A 20121-nucleotide genomic window follows, 5' to 3' on the forward strand; every position below is an offset into this window, starting at 1 on the left:
AAAATCAACAACTCACAGTCATTCAAATTCTGAGATAACTCAACTTTTAAGCAGAAAAATTTGAATAGGAATGAGATATTTTCAACTCCACTAAAGAAAATTAACTACCAAATCTAAGTACTCTCTATATATATTGGAAAATTTGGCGATATTTTGATTCTTTCTACAGTCAAGAGTCAGGTGAGGTATATATTTAAACCCTAACTCTTACCGAGAGGTAAAAAAATCAATTACCCTCAGAAAGTAATCGAGAGAAAATCAACAACTCACAGTCATTCAAATTCTGAGATAACTCAACTTTTAAGCAGAAAAATTTGAATAGGAATGAGATATTTTCAACTCCACTAAAGAAAATTAACTACCAAATCTAAGTACTCTCTATATATATTGGAAAATTTGGCGATATTTTGATTCTTTCTACAGTCAAGAGTCAGGTGAGGTATATATTTAAACCCTAACTCTTACCGAGAGGTAAAAAAATCAATTACCCTCAGAAAGTAATCGAGAGAAAATCAACAACTCACAGTCATTCAAATTCTGAGATAACTCAACTTTTAAGCAGAAAAAAATTGAGTGGGAATGAGATATATTCAGCTCTATCGAAGAAAATTAATCACAAATTATCAGCACTCTCTATACATATATATGTAGAGCAGTATATTTTGGAATTTTGCAAAATTTTTCTCAAGTCAAAAACAGGGATAGTAACAGATATTTTTAGGAGAGTACCAGTCAGATATATACATTTAATCCATGACTCTCACCAAGGTAAAAAAATCAATTACCCCCAGAAAGTAATCTAGAGAAAACCAATAACTCACAGCCATTTAAATTCTGAGATAACTCAGCTTTTAAGCAGAAAAATTTGAATGGGAATGAGATATATTCAGCTCTATCGAAGAAAATTAATCACAAATTATCAGCACTCTCTATACATCTATATATGTAGAGCATTATATGGGAAAATTTGGCGATATTTTGATTTTTTCTACAGTCAAGAGTCAGATGACATATATATTTAAACCATAACTCTCACCAAGATAAAAAAATCCATTACCCTCTGAAAGTAATCTAGAGAAAATCAACCTCGCTTTTGATTTTGACTTATAACTTCCGTGAAACGGTATTAGCTAACCCCCATCCAAGTAAAATGATGAGAACTTCTTCTATATAACTCCTCTTTTACTGAGACAGATAGATAAGCGATCGCTTATATATAGATAGATAGTCAAATCTGTTAGACTTAACCAATATAAATATTAAGACAATGAATAAACCTAGATACAAAAAGATGATGAAATGCAAAATATGTGAATCTATTTCTTTAAAATTTTCTGAAGCTCATATCCTCAACAAAAAATATAAAATCGACTACTTTCAATGTCAAAACTGCAACTTTATCCAAACAGAATATCCTTACTGGTTAAGTGAAGCTTATTCTCAAGCGATCGCCTCTAGTGATGAGGGTTTAATCTTTAGAAATTTGATGTTATCTCAAGTTACAAAGAATATTATCGATCGACTGTTTGACTCAGAGGAAAAATTCCTCGACTTCGGTGGGGGATATGGTTTATTTGTTAGGTTGATGCGGGATATTAAATACAAGTTTGATTGGCAAGACAAATACTGTGAAAATCTCTTTGCCCAAAACTTTAAAGCTACTCCAAATCAAAAATATGAGTTAGTTACTGCTTTTGAGTTACTAGAACATTTAGTTAATCCTATTTCTGATATTCGAGAAATTTTAAATTACTCCCAAAATATTCTCTTCAGCACAGAAATATTACCGCCAAATAATCCTAAACCTAATCAGTGGTGGTACTACGCTACCGATGAAGGTCAACACATATCTATATATACAGTTAAATCTCTCCAAATTATTGCTCAGAAATTTCACCTCAATTTTTATACTAACTACTCATCACTCCATTTATTAACGGAGAAAAAAATCTCTCCAGCTTTTTGTGAAGCACTCTTAAAATATGATGCGGAAAATCTCCGAAAAATTCTTAGACAAAATCGGGATTATCTCAAAACATTCGAGAGAATTTTAGGCAAGGAAGAAGGAGGAGGTAAGAAGGAAGAAGTAAATTCTTTCAACATCCCAACATCTACCCCAAAATCTCAAGAACTTTCAGATGAAACTCAATTTTTGCACCAGGGAAAAGGAGGAGGTATAAATCAAGGAGTAAATTCTTTCAATCTCCCAACATCTACTCCAAAATCTCAACAAATCTCAGACAAAACTGAATTTTTACAGCAACAAGAACTAGGAGGGAAAAGGAAAGAAGAAATTTCTCTCAATCTCCCAAAATCTACTCAAAAATCTCAAGAACTTTCAGATGAAACTGAATTTTTTCAGCAGCAAGAAGTAGAAGGGATAAATCAAGAAGTAAATTCTCTCAACATCCCAACATCTACCCCAAAATCTCAACAACTAGTGAGAAGCAAAAAAGAAATTTCTATCAACCTCTCAACATCTACCCCAAAATCTCAAGAACTTTCAGATGAAACTGAATTTTTTCAGCAGCAAGAAGTAGAAGGGGTAAATCAAGAAGTAAATTTCCTCAACATCCCAAAATCTACTCAAAAATCTCAAGAACTTTCGGATGAAACTGAATTTTTTCAGCAGCAAGAACCAGGAGTGAGAAGCAAAAAAGAAATTTCTATCAATCTCTCAACATCTACCCAAATATCTCAAGAACTTTCGGATGAAACTGAATTTTTTCAGCAGCAAGAAGTAGAAGGGATAAATCAAGAAGTAAATTCTCTCAACATCCCAACATCTACCCCAAAATCTCAACAACTCTCAGACAAAACTCAATTTTTACAGCAACAAGAACCAGGAGACGAGAAGGAACAAGTAAATTCTCTCAATCTCCCAACATCTACTCAAACATCTCAACAACTCTCAGACAAAACTGAATTTTTACACCAGGGAAAAGGAGGAGTGAGAAGCAAAAAAGAAATTTCTATCAATCTCCCAACATCTACTCAAACATCTCAACAACTCTCAGACAAAACTGAATTTTTACACCAGAGAAAAGGAGAAGAGATAAATCAAGGACTAAATTCTTTCAATCTCACAACATCTACTCCAAAATCTCAACAACTCTCAGACAAAACTGAATTTTTTCAGCAACAAGAAGGAGGAGGAATAAATCAAGAACTAAATTCTCTTAATCTCCCAACATCTACCCTAAAATCTGAACTACTCTCAGATAAAACTAAAATTTTATACCAGGAAAAAGCAGCAGTGAGAAGGAAAGAAGAAATGTCCCCAAAACCAGAAAAACTTACAGAGATAAACGAACTTTTATCAACTCCAACAACTCCTCAAAAATTGGGAATTAATATTGCAGGTTTTGTCAAAGGAGAATTAGGAATAGGAGAAGGAGTAAGAGCAACACTTCGGGCAGTAGAAACCACAAACATTCCCTTTGTTATCAACAACATTATCAGCACTCCCCATAGAAACTCCGACCAAACCTACCAAAAATTTACCCAAGAAAATCCACATCCAATCAACCTATTTCAAGTCAACGCCAACGAAGTCAAAACCTTTCTCAAAAAACCAACTCTCAAACAATATTTCACCAACAAATATAACATCGGTTTTTGGGCATGGGAACTTCCGAAATTTCCTCCAGAATGGATAACAGCATTTACGCCATTTCACGAGATTTGGACTTACAGTAATTATTGTGCCGAATCTATCTCAATGGTGTCATCTATTCCTGTAATAAAAATGATGCCAAGTATTTCTCTGCCTATTCCGAAAATTAGTAGAAAAGAACTAGGTTTACCAACAGAAAAATTTATCTTTCTATTTATCTTTGACTTTTTTAGTCGCCTCGAACGAAAAAATCCACTCGCCACCATCGCCGCATTTAAAAAAGCATTCGGAAACTCAAACCCAGATGTTTTACTCCTGATAAAATCTTCCAATTCTCAAAAATTTCCTAGAGATAAATCACGGCTAATAAATAGTATCGGAGACTCCCCAAATATTAAACATATAGATGGATATTTATCCAAAGAAAAAATCAATGCCTTGCTTTACCATTGCAATTGTTATGTATCTCTACATCGCGCCGAAGGCTTTGGTTTAACAATGGCAGAAGCAATGTTTTATGGCAAACCAGTTATTGCCACAGGCTATTCATCAAATACTGAATTTATGAATGTAGGAAATAGCTTTTTAGTCGAATATGAAAAAGTAGCGATCGCTGATAATTACGGACCATATAAACAAGGGGATATTTGGGCAAATCCTAACATTGAACATTGCGCCAATTTGATGAAATATGTGTTTAATAATTCTGACCAAGCCAAAAAAATTGGATTAAAAGCTGCTGAAGATATTAAGTCATTACTTAGCCCTGAAATTATGGGTAAAAAAATCAAGACTCGCCTCGAATATATTGCTCAAGTCACGGAAAATTTTACTAATATTCCAGCCACAAAATTATCTCAGTCTTCTCCAAGTAATAAATTTCCACTTGTTAGTATTTGCATCCCTACTTACAACGGAGAAAATTTTATCAGAGCTGCAATTAATAGTGCCCTTTCCCAAACTTACTCTAACCTAGAAATCATAATTTCTGATGATAATTCCACCGACAAAACCCTCGAAATAGCCAAAACATTACAATTGGAAAATCCACAAATAGAATTTCGGATTATTTGTCATCAAAATTATGGCTTAGTGGGAAATTTAAACTTCTGTATTTCCCAAGCAAGAGGCAAATATATTAAATTCTTATTTCAGGATGACTTGCTCGAAAAAAGCTGTATTGAAGAATTTGTCAAAATAGCAGAAGAAGATTCGGAAATAGGTTTAGTATTTTCTCGCCGTCGCGTAATTTTAGAACCTGGTGCAGAAAATAATTCTACTTGTGTAGCTGCTTATCGTGGTACTCAAGATTTACACAAGGATTGGTCAAATTTGAAAACTATTCAGTCAGGAAAAGATTTATTATTAGACCCTAATTTAATGAAATATCGTCTGAATAAAATTGGGGAACCAACGACAGTATTAATTCCTAAAACTGTCTTTGAAAAAATCGGACTTTTTGATTCTAGTTTGACTCAAGTATTAGATATAGATATGTGGTTCAGGATTATGGGAAATTATAAAATTGGATTTGTGGATAAGCCTTTATCTCAACTTCGTATTCATCCCCGCCAACAAACTCAAGTTAATCTTACTTCTGGGAAAAATCATCAAGATTATCAAAGGTTCTATCAGAAAATATTGGAGAATCCTGTTTATAGTTTTTTAGCTACAGAGGTGAAAGAAACTGTCAGACAAAAATTAGGATTTTTGCTCAAAAAAGACTTTTCTCAACTGTCAAGTTTGGTGGAACAATATCATCGCTTTCCTGTTGATGAGTCGGTTTTAAATAATCTTCGTAGATTACGCCGTCAACTCGCTGAAAAATTGTTAGGTTTATCAAATGAACAGTTGAAATATTTTTATCAAGCTGAAATAGGTGAAATTTATAAACTGCTGTTCAATAGTGGGATAAAAAATGAAGTTTTAACTGCTTCTGAACAAGATTTTGTTGCTAATTTACAGAACAATTTTTCCGCAAAAAATCTCTGGCAAAATATTTTAGTATTTCTGCTTTATCGCTTTGCTTTTCAGTTACCAATAAATTACCGTAAAGCTGTTTTGCCAAAATGGATTTTTACTGATTTTCTGAATTTTCTATTTGCTAGACCTCTAAATTTTCAGGAAGTTGGAGAATTGGAAAAATATTGTGAGTATGTCAAAGATTTAATTGTGTATTTGAAAGGGAATGTTTGTAGTAATAGTAACTCCGCAGTTAGACAAAGTATTGCTGCTTTTCTTGCCGACGATCTTGATTTAACAGTTTTGTCTTGTTGTGATTTTTCACTTCCGAATATAACAATCAGGAATTAGATGTGAGAATTGAGGTTTCCTTTAAAGCATAGAATATAGCAGTTTTCTGATTCTTATGTATTCGTTTCTTCCCTATTCCCTATTCCCTATTCCCTATTCCCTATTCCCTATTCCCTAGAACAAAAGTCTCCAATATCTGACAACTAAAATCATATTGCTATATTTGGCAAAATGTTTTGGAAGTGAGGGAATTTTTTTAGAGTTTAATGGGTATCAACTTGATTATTCCTTTCCCGCAAAAACATAAGCATTAAGCTAGCTCACAGTCAGTTTTTAGCTGTTTCATCAATAATGAATATACATTGCTAAGGTCAAGGTGAGTTTTTTTCCAATACTTTGAATTCTCTTTAAATCCCTCAATACTAATTCCTGCTATAAAAGCAATGAATTAATAGTTAATAGCTGACCGCTGTTTGCGCAGCATGACCTAGGAAATGCTTATACAAAAACAGGCGATCGCTCTAATATTCCTCTGGGAATATTACTCTATAGATTAAGCCTTCAACAGGATACTTTTACTGTTATTTCAATCCTCGAAAATTTAGATAGACATAACTTTGAAATAGTGTTATATTATTTTTCAATAACAAATGATATTCTGGGCTATTTTTGTCAAAAATAGATATACAGCGGATTCCACCTTGGTGAAGTACACCCGTCGCGGACAAGATACCCGCACTGGGAACGTTTAATTGTTAATATCTGTACTTCATATAACTGGAATCTGTTGTATGTATATTTATCTTTCTAGAAAACCTTTGAAAAATCCCTAGTGGTGTACAAGTAGTGATTTTTGCAGTTAAGCTCCTTATCAGTGAAAGGTAAGCATTTCCTGCGGAATGCGGAGCTAACAGTGGTCAGCTATTAGCTATCAGCTATTGATGATTAGAGGAAGTAATATCAAATCCGCTCGGGTTCGGTATAAAAAATTTTTCATCCGAGCGCGCAAATGTACAAATCTTTCGCGCATTCTCTTCCCTCCTGACTCCTGACTCCTGACTCCTGACTCCTGACTCCTGACTCCTGACTCCTACATTAACTATCTAATTATACCGATGCTACCGGATATAAATTTGGATAGAGTTAAAACTTACTATCAAATTACGCAACTTTTAAGCTTATAAAGAATTATTCATTATTCGCTGAATGCGAGTGCATCCCGCAGGGAAGTGCTGACTGCTAAGAGCTAAATGCTTAAGGTGAAAGGAGCTTCTTTTTTATGAAGATAGCTAAATCTACAGGACTACCAAAAAATCCATCTAAATCTGTAAATAATATCTGTGCTTAAGACCAATTTTAAAAAAGAATGTTACGAGGTAAAGGGATAAAAAAAACTTTACAGGAGATGTCCCTTTGACAAAGCGGTGCGACCCCGCGACGACGCCAGTCGCACCTGGTAGCGCACCAAGAGAAAAAGATAATTTACGCCCTAAAAAATGGTATGAAAGCCATTCCCATACGACTCCTGACACCTGACTCCTGACTCCTAAGAAATACCCTAGCTATTTGTAGCAAACATTTATCAATTTGGTATAAGACGACCAAAAAATTAAATTACCAAATCAATCTCTCATGACTGATTCTGATTATAGTCAAGCTCGGTCATCTGCTATACAACTTTTCTTCAGCTTTAGCCGCAATTTCTCTTAATTTTTCACCAGTAAAATTCAAATCTTGTTGAAGATTATCAATTAATTGATTAAGCTGATTTTCTCTTTCTTTAGTTTCTATATTCTTGAGAATAGGCAAGATAATTATAGAAGCTAAAGCAGTGGTTAAAACTTCTTGTTTCAACAGTAACGAAATGAATCCTAATTGTACTAGCAAGTGGAGAAACCCAAAAATTATTAGAATTACACATATCCCTATTCCTCCCATAACAGATAAGACAATTGAAGGGTTATTAAAAGATATACAACTGCTTGAGTGTAATGTATCTAAGGTAGTGCGAAACTGCTCATAAAGAGAAGGCTTTTCGCGGTTTAATTTTCGTAACCAAGCACCATTAAAGTGATTACTGTTTGACCATTTTTCTACTTCATTTTTAATCACAGTATTAACAAAAGCAGAATTTAAACTACCATTACTTTTAACTTGGCGACGAATATTAGTTTCCAAAATATCCATAAAAGTTTGCCACTGAGAAGTAAATTCTGATTCCCAATTCATTTTAATACCTCCGCTTTTATTTAAATAATTATCTGTTTGAGGATACATATAAAGCAAGCATTCAACCGTCAGCTAATTTAGGGTTTACTGAAAAAGTCTTATGGTTGAGGGTAGAATTCATAATTCATAATTTAGAGGAGTTAGCAGGAAGAAGTATCCCTTTATTTTTCTATCCTTATCTACTCAAAACCCTGATTTTTTTAGCTCCCTATATCAAAAACCTTAGATATTTTTTAACTCTAAAAATGCTCAAATATTTACATATAATACCAATTTGATAAATGTTTGCTACAAATAGTTAGGGTATTTCTTAGGAGTCAGGAGTCAGGAGTCAGGAGTCAGGAGTCAGAATTAATTGCTTAAATACCAGTTTTTAGGTCGTAAATTCTCTTTTTCGTCAAAGGGACATTTCCTGCAAAATCTTTTTATCGCACTTATTATTCGTAACATTCTTTTTTCACGCTTGGTATAAAAGCTTTGCAAGTTAATTAGCAAGCTCTAATTTATTTATTTATTCTATTTGAAAAATGAATTAGTATTGAGAGATTGAGCAAGAATTAAAAGTTACATTAAAAGCAAAAATATCAGCTAATCTTGACAATCTATATTCATTTTTATTGTTGGCGATCGCAACATTCCGTAAGATAAAGTTTACTGCTAATAACTGAATGCCGATTATATAATAAATAACATCTATTCTGTTCAGTTTTTTTGTTAGTCACTACTGATTAAAATGTTCTTTCTTTTAGCAGACATTTCTTGAATTTATTCAGGAGTAAAATGTTTGCCAGAAGTAACTACACTAACTTGATTAAAAATTTTGATTAACTCTTCTCCCACTCAATCTAAAACCCCACTTTAATCTCCATAAAAGTTTACCACTTCATTAGCAAAATCTGATTTCCAAATCATTTTCATACCTCCACTTTTCTTTGAATAACGAGCTGTTTGAGGAGAAAAATTCCCAAATCAAATCCATTGTATGCAGCTTTTTTTTCCTGATTGATTAGCCATAAAAATATTCTTTGATTTCAATAAATATCTGTTTTAGCAGACAAATTAATCAAATAAAATCCATTGTGTACAGCTTCTTTTTCCTTACTAATTAGCCATGAAAATGTTCTTTCTTTGAACAGACATTTCTTGAATTTATTCAGGGGTAAAATGCTTGCCATAAGTAACTACACTAACTTCATTAAAAAGTTTGATTAACTCTTCTCCCACTAAATCTAAACGAGACTTTTCTAAATTTATGCTATTGCTTCCTTCTTGCTTGCGCTTGATAATTTGCTCTTGTTGTTCGTGAATTCCATCTATTTGCTCTTGTAGATTATTTGTAAGTTTTGAAGCTAATATTTCAAACTCTTCCTCAATAGCTTGATAAAATTCATTTCGTTTTTCAAACACTACTTCCCGCATACTTTCCGGAATTTTTTCCCCAAGTTTTTTTAGTATTTCTCTTTTAAAAGCATCTTTTTGAAGTTTGATAAAAACCCCTTCAGCAAATAAGGCAATGAACAATATTGCCAGAGGATTATAAATAGCCAACACATCAACCACAAGAATTAATAGAACTATTTCCTGAAGACGTCTGCCAAGAAAACTTAACCAGTCTCCCTTACTCATTAAAGCACCTGTAACTTGACTAACATCAAGAGTGAGTCCACCCAGTATAGCTTGAATAATTTTCTGAGCTTTTTTCTTTTCCGGAATAAAAGCTTCTTCTGCTTTTCCAAAGGTAAACAATCTTTTAATTTTATCGACTTTAAGTTGAAAATCAGATAATTGATTATCTAGTTTTTTTTGCATTTCATGTATGTCTTCCTCAATTAAAATTGGGATTCGTGTTTCCCACTGTTTCAGCTTAGATTCTATGTACGGTGTACAAGCTTCTTTAATATGGTTTCTTATTTTAGTTTTTGATTTTTCACTAAGCACACTTAAAAGAATATCTTTGATGTTAGAAAGTGGCTTAATATCTATTAATTTACGGGAGTCTTGTTGCCAAGTTTCTTTAATTTCTTGAGTATATCCAATTAAATCATCCAGGAGTTTTTCCTTAATCTTGTCACGGTAAAAAAAGATAGTTTTTTCAATATCCCTTTTATCCTTTTCTAATTCCAGTAGTTGTTCCTCTGTTTGCTTGCGTCGCTCTTCTAACTCGTTAAGAGGTTGGTCTAGAGTGAGCTTTTCTTGATTAATTTGTTCGTGAGAATTAGAAACAATTAAACTTAATAATTCTACAGTTGAGTCAAAAGTAGCTGTAACCTTTTCCGGACTTGCTAGGAACTTTTCTAACTCTTCCTCCAACTCAAGAACTCCAGATGAATTTAAAATAGCTTTATCTGCTATTCCTCTGCGTACCTCTAGCGCTCCTAAAGCATTAACAAAGAAAACTCGACGGTTATAAAAATCTCTATCAAAATCACCTTCTCGATCTATATAATAATCTTCAAAGAAATTTTTTGTTCTTCTTTTTACCTTATCAACCGTTTGTTGTCCTTGTTCTTTAGCTCGGTCAATAAAACTAACAACAATAAAAACATTATTGACCTGACCTGGTTGAAAATAGCTTTCAAAAAAATCTTTTTCATCTTCACCTAAAAGCTTATCTGCTCTCAGAACAAATATGATAGCTTGTGACTATTTCAAAAAATTATGTGCCATTTTTGTTCGAGCTGCATCTTCTTTTAACCCTGGTGAATCTATTAATATTACCCCATTATTACAGAGACGATTATGACGTTCTATTTGAGCATATTCAATCTTACTAAATCTCTCAACATAACCTGCCTGAGCTATATTTTCCTCATCCTCATCTTTAAGTTTAAAATACTCGTTGAAGTCTTTCATGCTGAAAATATCAGGATAATTTTGACCAGAATTATATATAGCTACCTCATCACTATTTCCATAAACTATCTTTGTAATAATTGCGGTACAAGGAAGAAAATCTGATGGCAATACTTCTTCCCCTAACATGGCATTCAGCAGAGTACTTTTACCATTCTTAAACTCGCCAAGAACAAGCACATTAAAAATTCCTTGTTCAATTTCATTAGCCCTTTGAACTAAAATATTAGCATCTCCAGAGCAACCCAAAGCCGGTATTATAGTTACACCAGTTTCTAAAGTTACAGACTTTTCATTTCTTTCTCCCATCAGAACAGAAATATCTCTTAAAGAAGAAGTAATTTTTTCACTTTTTTCCCTAGCTAAATTAAATGCACTATTGTTCATTTTAGCCTCCTAGATATTAGTGATGTAAATTTTTTATTCTTTTGCCATTATACCAATTTCAAAAAATACTGCTAGATCGACTTTTTCTCGTAAGTATAGGAAGTCTAAAAAGAGGCATCGCATCTAGGTAAAATTAATTAAATTTGAGTGCAAATTTTTTCCTATTCCTTATTCCCTCTATAGCGATCGGGAATGATTCATATGTATATTTAGATAACTAGAATTACCGGAATTAATCACTCATACTGAGAAAGAATATATGAACCTCAGTTTAGCATTAGCAACTAGCTCAGACTTACACTGGAATTATGGCAACCAAATTAGGCAAAAGATGGCCTCTAATTGCAGAAGTCAGGGAATAGGGAGATGGGGAGATGGGGAGATTCGTATATTTGCACAATTTTTTATATCTTATATAAGACAACAAAAATTGGTAGTCCTACAGTCGTAATGGTATACAGGAAATAAGGAATGCGTGGCATGGGAGCAAGATGCTCCCACTGTTCTCGTCGTCACAAAAATAATAAAAATGCACCACCACCCAAAAATTAACTCTCTTGTTCTTGTTACTAAACAATGTATAAAAGGATTGTAATAATTTCAGTTCTGGTTAGCAAATAAAGTTGAGATTAAGACTGCAAATCAAGTCAAATTTTAAATAATCTAAATTAAACAGAATTTAATTCTACAAAAGCCTGAATTAAATGGTATTTTCGATCCTAAAAATTGGGGTTATAATGATGCTAATACAGAAGAGGTAAATAGCCAATGCAATAAATAAAAAAACCAGTAAAACCTAGATTTATAAAGCACAATAAAAATTTAAAATGCAGGAGAAAAAGATTACTATAGTCTTAACTATCTAACTATATAATCATTATTTAACTATAGCTATTGTAGACAGTAGTAATAATAATGATGTTATTATGAAGTAAAGTATAATATAAATATTTTGACTAGCATATTCATCCGAATTATACCCAAGTTAAAAGCAGTTGGTGAAACCATGGATTAATAAGCATATATTTTGACCCATATTCGTAGTCCTATGACTTTAGTGTAGATACCAATAACAGGGGAACAGCTCCAAAGGACAATGCGTCACAGGGCAAAATCACCTATTTCTTTGTATTTTTAAATTAAAGACGAATCAATATAAAGAAATAATAATAATATGGTAACTTAATCTGCCACTACTTTTAACAGAAGACTAAATTAAAAGGGATAGTGCAAGTCAGTTGGAGATATGAAAAATGACAGGACTGTTTCAAATCGGCGATAAATTATTGCAAGCTCAAGATATCCCATCGTTATTAAAACGTTATCAGTTAATGCCTCATTTTTTACGAGGAGTGATAATTGACCAAGCGATCGCTAACTTGACTTGCACAGAAGCACAAAAAACTACAGCGGTAGAAAAATTTGAGAACCAATATCAGTTAAATACCCCCGAAACCAAACAAGCATGGCTCAAAAACCAAGACATGACCCAAGAACAATTGGTAGAAATGGCAATTAGGCCAATATTACTAGAAAAATTTAAACAAGAAACTTGGAGTAATCAAGTAGAAAGATATTTTCTGACTCGTAAGAGCAGTTTAGACCAGGTAGTATACTCTCTGATTAGGACAAAAAATTCTGGTCTAGCCCACGAACTGTATTTTCGCATAGTAGAAGAAGAACAAACCTTTGCGGATGCAGCTCGTCAACACTCTGAAGGTCCAGAAGGGCGCTCGGGAGGATTATTAGGGCCAGTGCCTCTGAGTCAACCACACCCTGCTATAGGCAAAATTTTATCAGTAAGTAAACCAGGTCAAATCTGGGCACCACGTCCATTGACGGAATGGACAGTAATTATTAGATTAGAAAAATTTATCCCTGCACAGCTTGATGACTCAATGCGTCGCGCTCTAATAGATGAACTATTTGAAAATTGGATCAGAGAACAAATAGGAAAAATTGGTACCCTCAAGCCACTACGTTCAGACGTAAAAGTTTGAAGAAGGTTTTAGGTAGTGTGTTGTGAGGTGCTAGGTAAATAACATACAAGAAAAGTGTTAGGTAGTAGGTTTCAATAATTAACAATTAACAATTATTTCTTAGGTGAATAACCAATAACCTACTCTTCCAAGGAAAACTGGTTGATGAGAGGATTTTAACCCAACTAGATTTGGCAAGGGGTCTCCCGTTATAATCTCCGATTTAACGGGAGGTGAATTGCCCACAGTAAATTAAACAAGTGTCGATTGGTGTTTAAATCAAGCAATAAAGAGTAGTAGAAAAATTATGATAATTACTCATTGCTACAAAATTAGACGTTGCACAGCGACGAATGATTTGAGATTTTTGATTGAATTGGATTGTGGATTAATCAATTGCTAGAATGATTAATTAATGGTTATTTTTAGTCAAAATCTAAACTAATTTTTGGCAATATCATTCCATAATGTGCAACCCCAGAAATAAAAATCTATTGCACAGTTTTAGCTGTGTTAGTTCACTACGACCTACAACCTACGATCTACCACCCGATTTAAATTATTTCGGTATTGCCCAACTAGAGTGAAATAAATTTATAGACTCGATGGCTACTTCCTCAACAATATCAAGATCCCAAGTACAAGAATTTCTGGCAGACAAACCACCATTTAATCTACTTTCAGAAAATGCACTGAAAACTCAATTAGTGGGAAAGTGTCAACTTCTTGGTTACCGTAGTGGCCAACCACTATTTGAAAGAGAAAAAATGCCCACCCAGATAGCAATTATCTATCAAGGTCAGGCACGAATATTAGGTTACGACCAGCGATCGCAACGTCATGCCAGTTTACAGTTGGCCTGGCCAGGAGAAATCCTTGGTTGGGCTGGGTTGTTACGAGGGACACCTTGTGAAACAGCACTCGCTTCCACAGATTTAATTGCCGTGACTTTACCCGCCGCAGACTTCTTGGCAATATTAGAAGCAGAGCCAGAATTTGGGGCAGCCTTTTTAGAACGTCCAGCAGTGAGTGAAGTATTTGAACTACTCAGTCAAGAATTTGCTAGAAGGGCTGAAGTTAGTGGGAACTTGAAAGAACTTGCTAGAAATGTTGTCGAAAAAACTGTGGTAGTCAACCTACCAAAAGGAGATGTAAAGACTAAGGAACTAGAATCTATCTTAGAATCGGAAAAAATCTGGCTAATCAGTAGTGGGGTAGTAGGAGATTTTGCTCCGGGTAGTCCAGTGGTTTTAGATGGAGTGGGTAGGTCTTTAAAAATTGAGGGACCCAGAGGAGCAAGAATTTTAGGATTCCCAGAACAAAAAGAGCGAGGCGAACTTGAAGATACCACCGTCGAAAATGGGGCACAAAACACTGAGCTTGTGCCTTTAGATGTATCTGTAGTCCCCCAAGCACCAGCACGTCCACCAGAACCAACTGTTGCTCAAGATACTCAATCTATAAAATATCCAATTTTCCGGGGTAAGGGAGAAGTACCTGCTGCTTTGGCTTGTTTTCAGATGCTGGCTAAACATCTGAAGCTGAAGTTTCGCCGAGATGTGATTCGCCGGGTATTGGACAATCAGATTCGGACTGCAGGTAGGGTGTCTCTGCAAGCTTGTGGAGCGATCGCTCAGATGATGGGATTAACTGGTCAACTGGTACAGGTTCCGGCAGCAGCAGTTAATCGTCTGAAGGCACCAGCTTTAATTCAATGGCAGGACCATTTTGCCGTACTTTACAGCATTACAGAACAAGAGATTGTTGTTGGTAGTCCAGAATTCGGATTAACTCGTCTCAAACCAGGCCAGTTTGCGGAAATCTGGGGAGAGTCTGGACAAGTTCTATTACTCCAAGCTCCAAAATCAGAACAGAAGGAAAAGTTTAGTTTTTGGTGGTTTCTTCCTTCTTTGATGGAGCATCGGACAGTTTTTATTGAGGTGTTGATTTCCTCATTTTTTGTACAGGTATTTGGTTTGGTCAACCCCCTGATGACCATGATTATTATCGATAAGGTGATGGGGCAACGTAATATTGAGGCTTTGGATGTTCTGGGTATCTTGATGTTATTGGTGGCTCTATTTGAAGCTTTGTTGGGGGGTTTACGAACTTTCTTGTTTGTGGATACTACTAACCGTATAGATGTCAAACTTAGCTCTGAGGTTATTGACCATTTACTCCGTCTCCCACTCAACTATTTTGATAATCGTCGGGTGGGTGATTTGACGGGTAGGATTGGAGAATTGGCTAATATTAGGAATTTCCTGACAGGTACAGCTTTAACTGTGGTTTTGGATTCGGTATTTTCAGTAATTTATATTGCTGTGATGTTGGCTCTTAACCCGTTAATGACGGCGGTAGCTTTGGCAGGGGTGCCTTTCTTTACTGGAATTATTGTTATTAATTCGCCAATTGTAAGAAGACTTCTAAGGAAAAAGGCGGAACGTTATGCTGATTCTCAATCTTATTTAGTAGAGGTTTTAAATGGTGTTCAAACTGTTAAAGCTCAGAATTTGGAACTTCGGTCTCGTTGGGAATGGTCGGCGCGTTATGCGAAGTTTATGACTGCTAGTTTTAATACTGTTTTGACTCAGACTACTTCTAGTTCTATTAGTACTTTTTTAAATAAACTTTCCGGACTGGCACTTTTATGGGTTGGTGCTTATTTGGTAATTGATGGTCAGTTGTCAGTGGGGGGATTAATTGCTTTCCGAATTATTGCTGGTAATGTGACAGGTTCGTTGCTCCGTTTTGTGAGTGTTTGGCAGAGTTTCCAAGAGGTGGGAATGTCTATTGAACGACTTCGAGATGTTTTGGATACGGAGGCTGAAGTAGATGAGGAGGACCGGAATAATATTGATATGCCGCCGATGAGTGGGGGTGTTAAATTTGAGGAGATTTCTTTCCGATTTACTCAAAGCGGACCTTTACAGTTGGCTAATGTAAATTTGGAATTTCCTGCTGGTTATTTTGTGGGAATTGTTGGTTTGAGTGGTTCTGGAAAGAGTACGTTGATGAAGTTATTGCAGCGTTTATATCCACCTCTTTCTGGTCGAATTTTTATTGATGGATATGATATTCAAAAAGTAGAATTATATTCTTTACGTCGTCAAATTGGAGTGGTTTTGCAGGATACTCTCCTGTTTAATGGTACGGTTCAAGATAATATTGCTTTGACAAATCCAGATGCTACTACTGATGAAATTGTGAGGGCGGCTAAAGTAGCAGTTGCTCATGATTTTATTATGAATTTACCTAGTGGTTATAACACTATGGTAGGTGAAAGAGGTGCTTCTTTATCAGGGGGGCAAAGGCAAAGAATTGCTATTGCTAGGACGGTTTTACAAAATCCGAGATTGTTGATTTTAGATGAGGCAACTAGCGCATTAGATTACAGTTCGGAACGTCAAGTTTGTGAGAATTTGGCTGAAGCTTTTGCTGATACAACGGTGTTCTTTATTACTCACCGTTTAACAACAGTGAAAAATGCTAATACTATTATTATGATGGATAAAGGTTCGGTGGTGGAACAGGGAACTCATGGTGAATTAATGGCGGTTAAAGGTCGTTATTTCTGTCTCTATCAACAACAAGAATCTCAACAATAATTGGGGAAGGAGATAGGAGACAGGAGACAGAAGGGAAGTCAAAATTCAAAAGTTAAAAGTCAAAAGTAAAATTAAAAGTTAGGAGTCAAAAAGTTAAAAGTTAAAAGTTAGGAATTAAAAAATTAAAAGTCAAAAATCAAAAGTTAGGAGTTAAAAAGTCAAAAGTTAAAAGTCAAAAGTGAAATCAAAAGTTAGGAGTTAAAAAGTAAAAACTTAAAAGTGAAGTCAAAAGTTAGGAGTCAGAATTCAGAAGTTATTTTGGTAACAAGAATTATTTAAGGAAGAAAACTTGAAAATAATTGCTTAATTACCCAAATTACTCAAAGTTAAGAAAGGAGGAATAAAAATCTGGAAATAATCGGAAGTAAGAATTAAATTAAACAATAATTATGGCAGGAGAATGAAGGAGGAAGGAAATTTGACAACAATTTTTAAATCAAAAATTAAAGAAAATTGAGCAATTATTCTCAATTATCAAAAGTAAATAGGAGGAAAAAAAATCTGGAAAAAATGATAAATAATTAGTAAGAATAGTTAATATATCAGTCGAAGCAAATGGCACGGACATATCAAAAGCTTAAAATTCAGACAAGGCTAGATTTTTCTTTCTGCCTTCTGCTATACGACCTAAAAAATGATATTGAAGCCATTTATTCTGACTCCCTACTCCCTACTCCCTACTCCCTAATTAATGACCACCTTCTCTATAACTTCCATTTTCCCTGATTCTTTCCTACTGCCTACTGCCTACTGCCTACTCCCTACTAAAAAATTAAGAACAAAATGAATACTCAATCTACATCATTAAACGAACAACCAGTCATTCTAGAAAAACCAGCCATATTATCTAGGCTATTTCTATGGATGATTATGTTAATTACCAGTTCAGCAATAATTTGGGCTTACTTTGCGGAGATAGACCAAGCAGTACCAGCTACAGGACAATTAGAACTTAAAGATGGTTCCATAGATGTCCAAGCTCCTACCAGTGGCAATGTAGTTAGACTTCATGTAGAAAATGGCGATCGCGTGGAAAAAAATCAACCATTACTAACTTTTAGTCCTACTGCTCCTAGTGCAGATTTAGGTTCTGCTAAAGAATTAAGAGACACCCTAAAAAGAGAAAATCAGTTTTATAAAGAGGTACTCAATGGTCAAGTTCCTACAGCTTTACCTCCAGATTTACAAAAATTAGCTCAAGAGCGACAAACTAGAATATCAGAAAATCAAACATACCGCGCTCTGATTAATGAGCTTTATCTAAATAGAGGTGGTTTTGTTAATGTTGACTCTAGTTTGCAAGGATTATATGTAAACTACAAAGCTGAATATAATTCTCGTGTAGCTGCTGTAGAATTGCAAATTACAGAGCTAGAAAAACAACTTCAACAAGCAGAAGAAGATGAAGAAGCAGCTAGAGAACAATTAAGAGTAGCTCAAGACCAATTGCAATATGCCAAACAACAATTACAGTTTGCCAAACAACAATTAAATAATAGTAAGCAACAGCTAACTTATGCTTACGAACAATTAAATAATACAGAGAAACAACTGAAGTTTGCTAACGAACAACTGAAAAATACTCAGGAACAACTACAATATTCTCAAGAGCAATTAAACCTGGCTAAAGGACAGTTAAGTAAGTCAGAACAAGTATTAGGATCTAACCAAGAAATTTTAGGACAAATATCTCCTTTAGTAGAAGAAGGAGCGATCGCTGAACTACAAAAAAAACGTCAGGAACAAGAAGTTTTCCGAGGAGAAAGTGAGCTTTTAAGGCAACAAGACCAAATTCAAGCAAGAGCAGGAGAAATAAATACTAGATTGGGAGAAGTAAATTCTCGCCTATCAGACATTAATGCTAGAGAAGGGGAAATAAATTCTCGCAGGTCTGATATTAATATATTGGAAGGAGAAATAAATACTCGTGAAGGAGAAATAAATTCTCGCCTATCAGATATTAATGCTAGAGAGGGAGAAGTCAAAGCTCGTCAAGCAGAAATACAACGCGCTAGGTTAGAACAACAGCGTTTAAATGTGGCTATTAATAGAACTAAAGAACAGTTAAAAAATACTAGAGATGGTTGGGCAAGGGAACTTTATGCCAGAATTGCTGAAAATGAAGGAAGGGAAATTGCTCGAATAGATTCTCAATTTACTCGCTTACAACTAGACAACAATAAGAGACTAACTGAAGTTAGTGCTCAGATTGAAAAGTTAGAAGAAACTCGCGATAATCAAGTTTTAAAAGCACCAGTTTCTGGAGTAATTTTTGATTTAAAACCTGTTAGTAAAGAAGAGTCTTCTCTAGATCTAAAAACTGACCCTATTTGTCAATATGTAATTAATGATGTCTTGAAACCTGGGGATATTAAACCAGAAAGATGTGAAGATGCGTCTTATGAGGCACAACAAACTCAACCGTTACTGACAGTATTGGATGATGATGAAGGTTTAGAGGCGGTAGTTTATATTCAGAATAAAGATATTGCTTTGGTATTAAAAGCTTTAAATGATAAACGGAAAAAATTAGAACCTTATCACGACCAAGAATTAGCTGGTGGAGAAGTTATTGAATGCGAACCGGGTAAAAAATGTGCTTGTCCGGAGCTGAAAGAAAACCGAGAAAAATTAGGTTTAAGTGATGTGGAATGTGTACCTGTAGAAGTACAAGTTGAAGCTTTACCAGCTAATGAATTTGGTACAGTAACTGGGGAGGTTATTTCTATTAGTGATGATGCTATTCCACCAGACCAAGAAGCAGGAAGACCTTATTTTTCTTTTGAAACTACAATTGATTTAGAACGGCAAACATTTGTTTTGGATAATGAAAATGATTTGGAAATTGGTTTGCAGAATGGTATGGCAATTAACTCGAATATTAATGTTGGTAAACGGACAGTTTTAGAGTTGTTCTTTAACCGCTTTACTGGCAAGTTTAAGAGTTTGACTAATGTTAATTAGAATTTCAGAATTATAAATTCTGAATTAGCTAAATTCGCAGTCAGCTAGTTAAGAGTACGAGTTAGGAGAAATGGGAATTGTAGAGGAGGCAGGAGTATTGATCGGCTTTTATGAGAATTCAGAATATAGTTTAAATTCTTTCTTTCTTTTGACTCCTGACTACTGAATCTTATTCATCTCTATTGCTACATACGCAATAGGAATTTAGGCTCATTTCTCTTTTATTGCGGAT

Annotated in this window: 9 protein-coding genes; 5 read left to right on the forward strand and 4 right to left on the reverse strand. The window is 34.6% G+C overall.

Annotation, left to right across the window (positions count from 1 at the left end; genetic code table 11):
• Positions 1 to 1291: 1291 nt before the first annotated feature.
• The gene (locus F6K06_RS08485; RefSeq protein ID WP_287323214.1) at positions 1292 to 5929 is read left to right on the forward strand and encodes a glycosyltransferase; all 4638 of its coding nucleotides are present in this window, start codon (positions 1292 to 1294) and stop codon (positions 5927 to 5929) included.
• A gap of 1422 nt (positions 5930 to 7351) precedes the next feature.
• On the opposite strand, the gene F6K06_RS08490 is transcribed toward F6K06_RS08485, so the two are convergent.
• The 4 genes from F6K06_RS08490 to F6K06_RS08505 all read right to left on the reverse strand — a co-directional run bounded on the left by F6K06_RS08490 (position 7352) and on the right by F6K06_RS08505 (position 11338).
• Positions 7352 to 7474, reverse strand: coding sequence for a hypothetical protein (locus tag F6K06_RS08490; RefSeq protein ID WP_287308776.1), 123 nt, complete (start codon positions 7472 to 7474; stop codon positions 7352 to 7354).
• Positions 7475 to 7531: 57 nt separating this feature from the next.
• On the reverse strand, positions 7532 to 8098 hold the full coding sequence (locus F6K06_RS08495; protein WP_287241256.1) for a hypothetical protein: 567 nt from the start codon (positions 8096 to 8098) through the stop codon (positions 7532 to 7534).
• A 1149-nt stretch (positions 8099 to 9247) separates the two neighbouring features.
• A complete protein-coding gene (locus F6K06_RS08500; RefSeq protein WP_353734830.1) occupies positions 9248 to 10732 on the reverse strand; it encodes a hypothetical protein in 1485 nt (494 codons plus the stop codon).
• A 9-nt stretch (positions 10733 to 10741) separates the two neighbouring features.
• Positions 10742 to 11338 (reverse strand): dynamin family protein, encoded by a 597-nt coding sequence (locus F6K06_RS08505; RefSeq protein ID WP_124146456.1) that lies wholly within the window; start codon positions 11336 to 11338, stop codon positions 10742 to 10744.
• A gap of 259 nt (positions 11339 to 11597) precedes the next feature.
• Here F6K06_RS08505 and F6K06_RS08510 point away from each other — a divergent pair, with 259 nt between their 5' ends.
• The 4 genes from F6K06_RS08510 (at position 11598) to F6K06_RS08525 (ending at position 19889) form a co-directional block, all read left to right on the forward strand.
• Entirely contained in the window at positions 11598 to 11789 is a 192-nt protein-coding gene (locus F6K06_RS08510; protein WP_287241259.1) for a hypothetical protein, read from the forward strand.
• An 802-nt stretch (positions 11790 to 12591) separates the two neighbouring features.
• Positions 12592 to 13338 carry a peptidylprolyl isomerase gene (locus F6K06_RS08515; protein WP_287241260.1) on the forward strand — a complete coding sequence of 249 codons (747 nt, stop codon included), beginning with the start codon at positions 12592 to 12594 and terminating at the stop codon, positions 13336 to 13338.
• A gap of 584 nt (positions 13339 to 13922) precedes the next feature.
• On the forward strand, positions 13923 to 16925 hold the full coding sequence (locus tag F6K06_RS08520; protein ID WP_287241261.1) for a peptidase domain-containing ABC transporter: 3003 nt from the start codon (positions 13923 to 13925) through the stop codon (positions 16923 to 16925).
• 783 nt (positions 16926 to 17708) lie between these two features.
• Positions 17709 to 19889: a biotin/lipoyl-binding protein gene (locus F6K06_RS08525; protein WP_124154869.1), complete on the forward strand. Its 2181-nt coding sequence runs from the start codon at positions 17709 to 17711 to the stop codon at positions 19887 to 19889.
• Positions 19890 to 20121 lie beyond the last annotated feature (232 nt).

The organism is Okeania sp. SIO1H4, from assembly GCF_010672695.1.
GTDB lineage: Bacteria > Cyanobacteriota > Cyanobacteriia > Cyanobacteriales > Microcoleaceae > Okeania > Okeania hirsuta.

Coding starts and splice junctions, on each gene's coding strand:
- F6K06_RS08525 (WP_124154869.1), top strand. CDS start 17,709: ATGAATACTCAATCTACATCATTAAACGAACAACCAGTCATTCTAGAA.
- F6K06_RS08520 (WP_287241261.1), top strand. CDS start 13,923: ATGGCTACTTCCTCAACAATATCAAGATCCCAAGTACAAGAATTTCTG.
- F6K06_RS08510 (WP_287241259.1), top strand. CDS start 11,598: ATGAACCTCAGTTTAGCATTAGCAACTAGCTCAGACTTACACTGGAAT.
- F6K06_RS08515 (WP_287241260.1), top strand. CDS start 12,592: ATGACAGGACTGTTTCAAATCGGCGATAAATTATTGCAAGCTCAAGAT.
- F6K06_RS08495 (WP_287241256.1), bottom strand. CDS start 8,098: ATGAATTGGGAATCAGAATTTACTTCTCAGTGGCAAACTTTTATGGAT.
- F6K06_RS08485 (WP_287323214.1), top strand. CDS start 1,292: ATGATGAAATGCAAAATATGTGAATCTATTTCTTTAAAATTTTCTGAA.
- F6K06_RS08505 (WP_124146456.1), bottom strand. CDS start 11,338: ATGAACAATAGTGCATTTAATTTAGCTAGGGAAAAAAGTGAAAAAATT.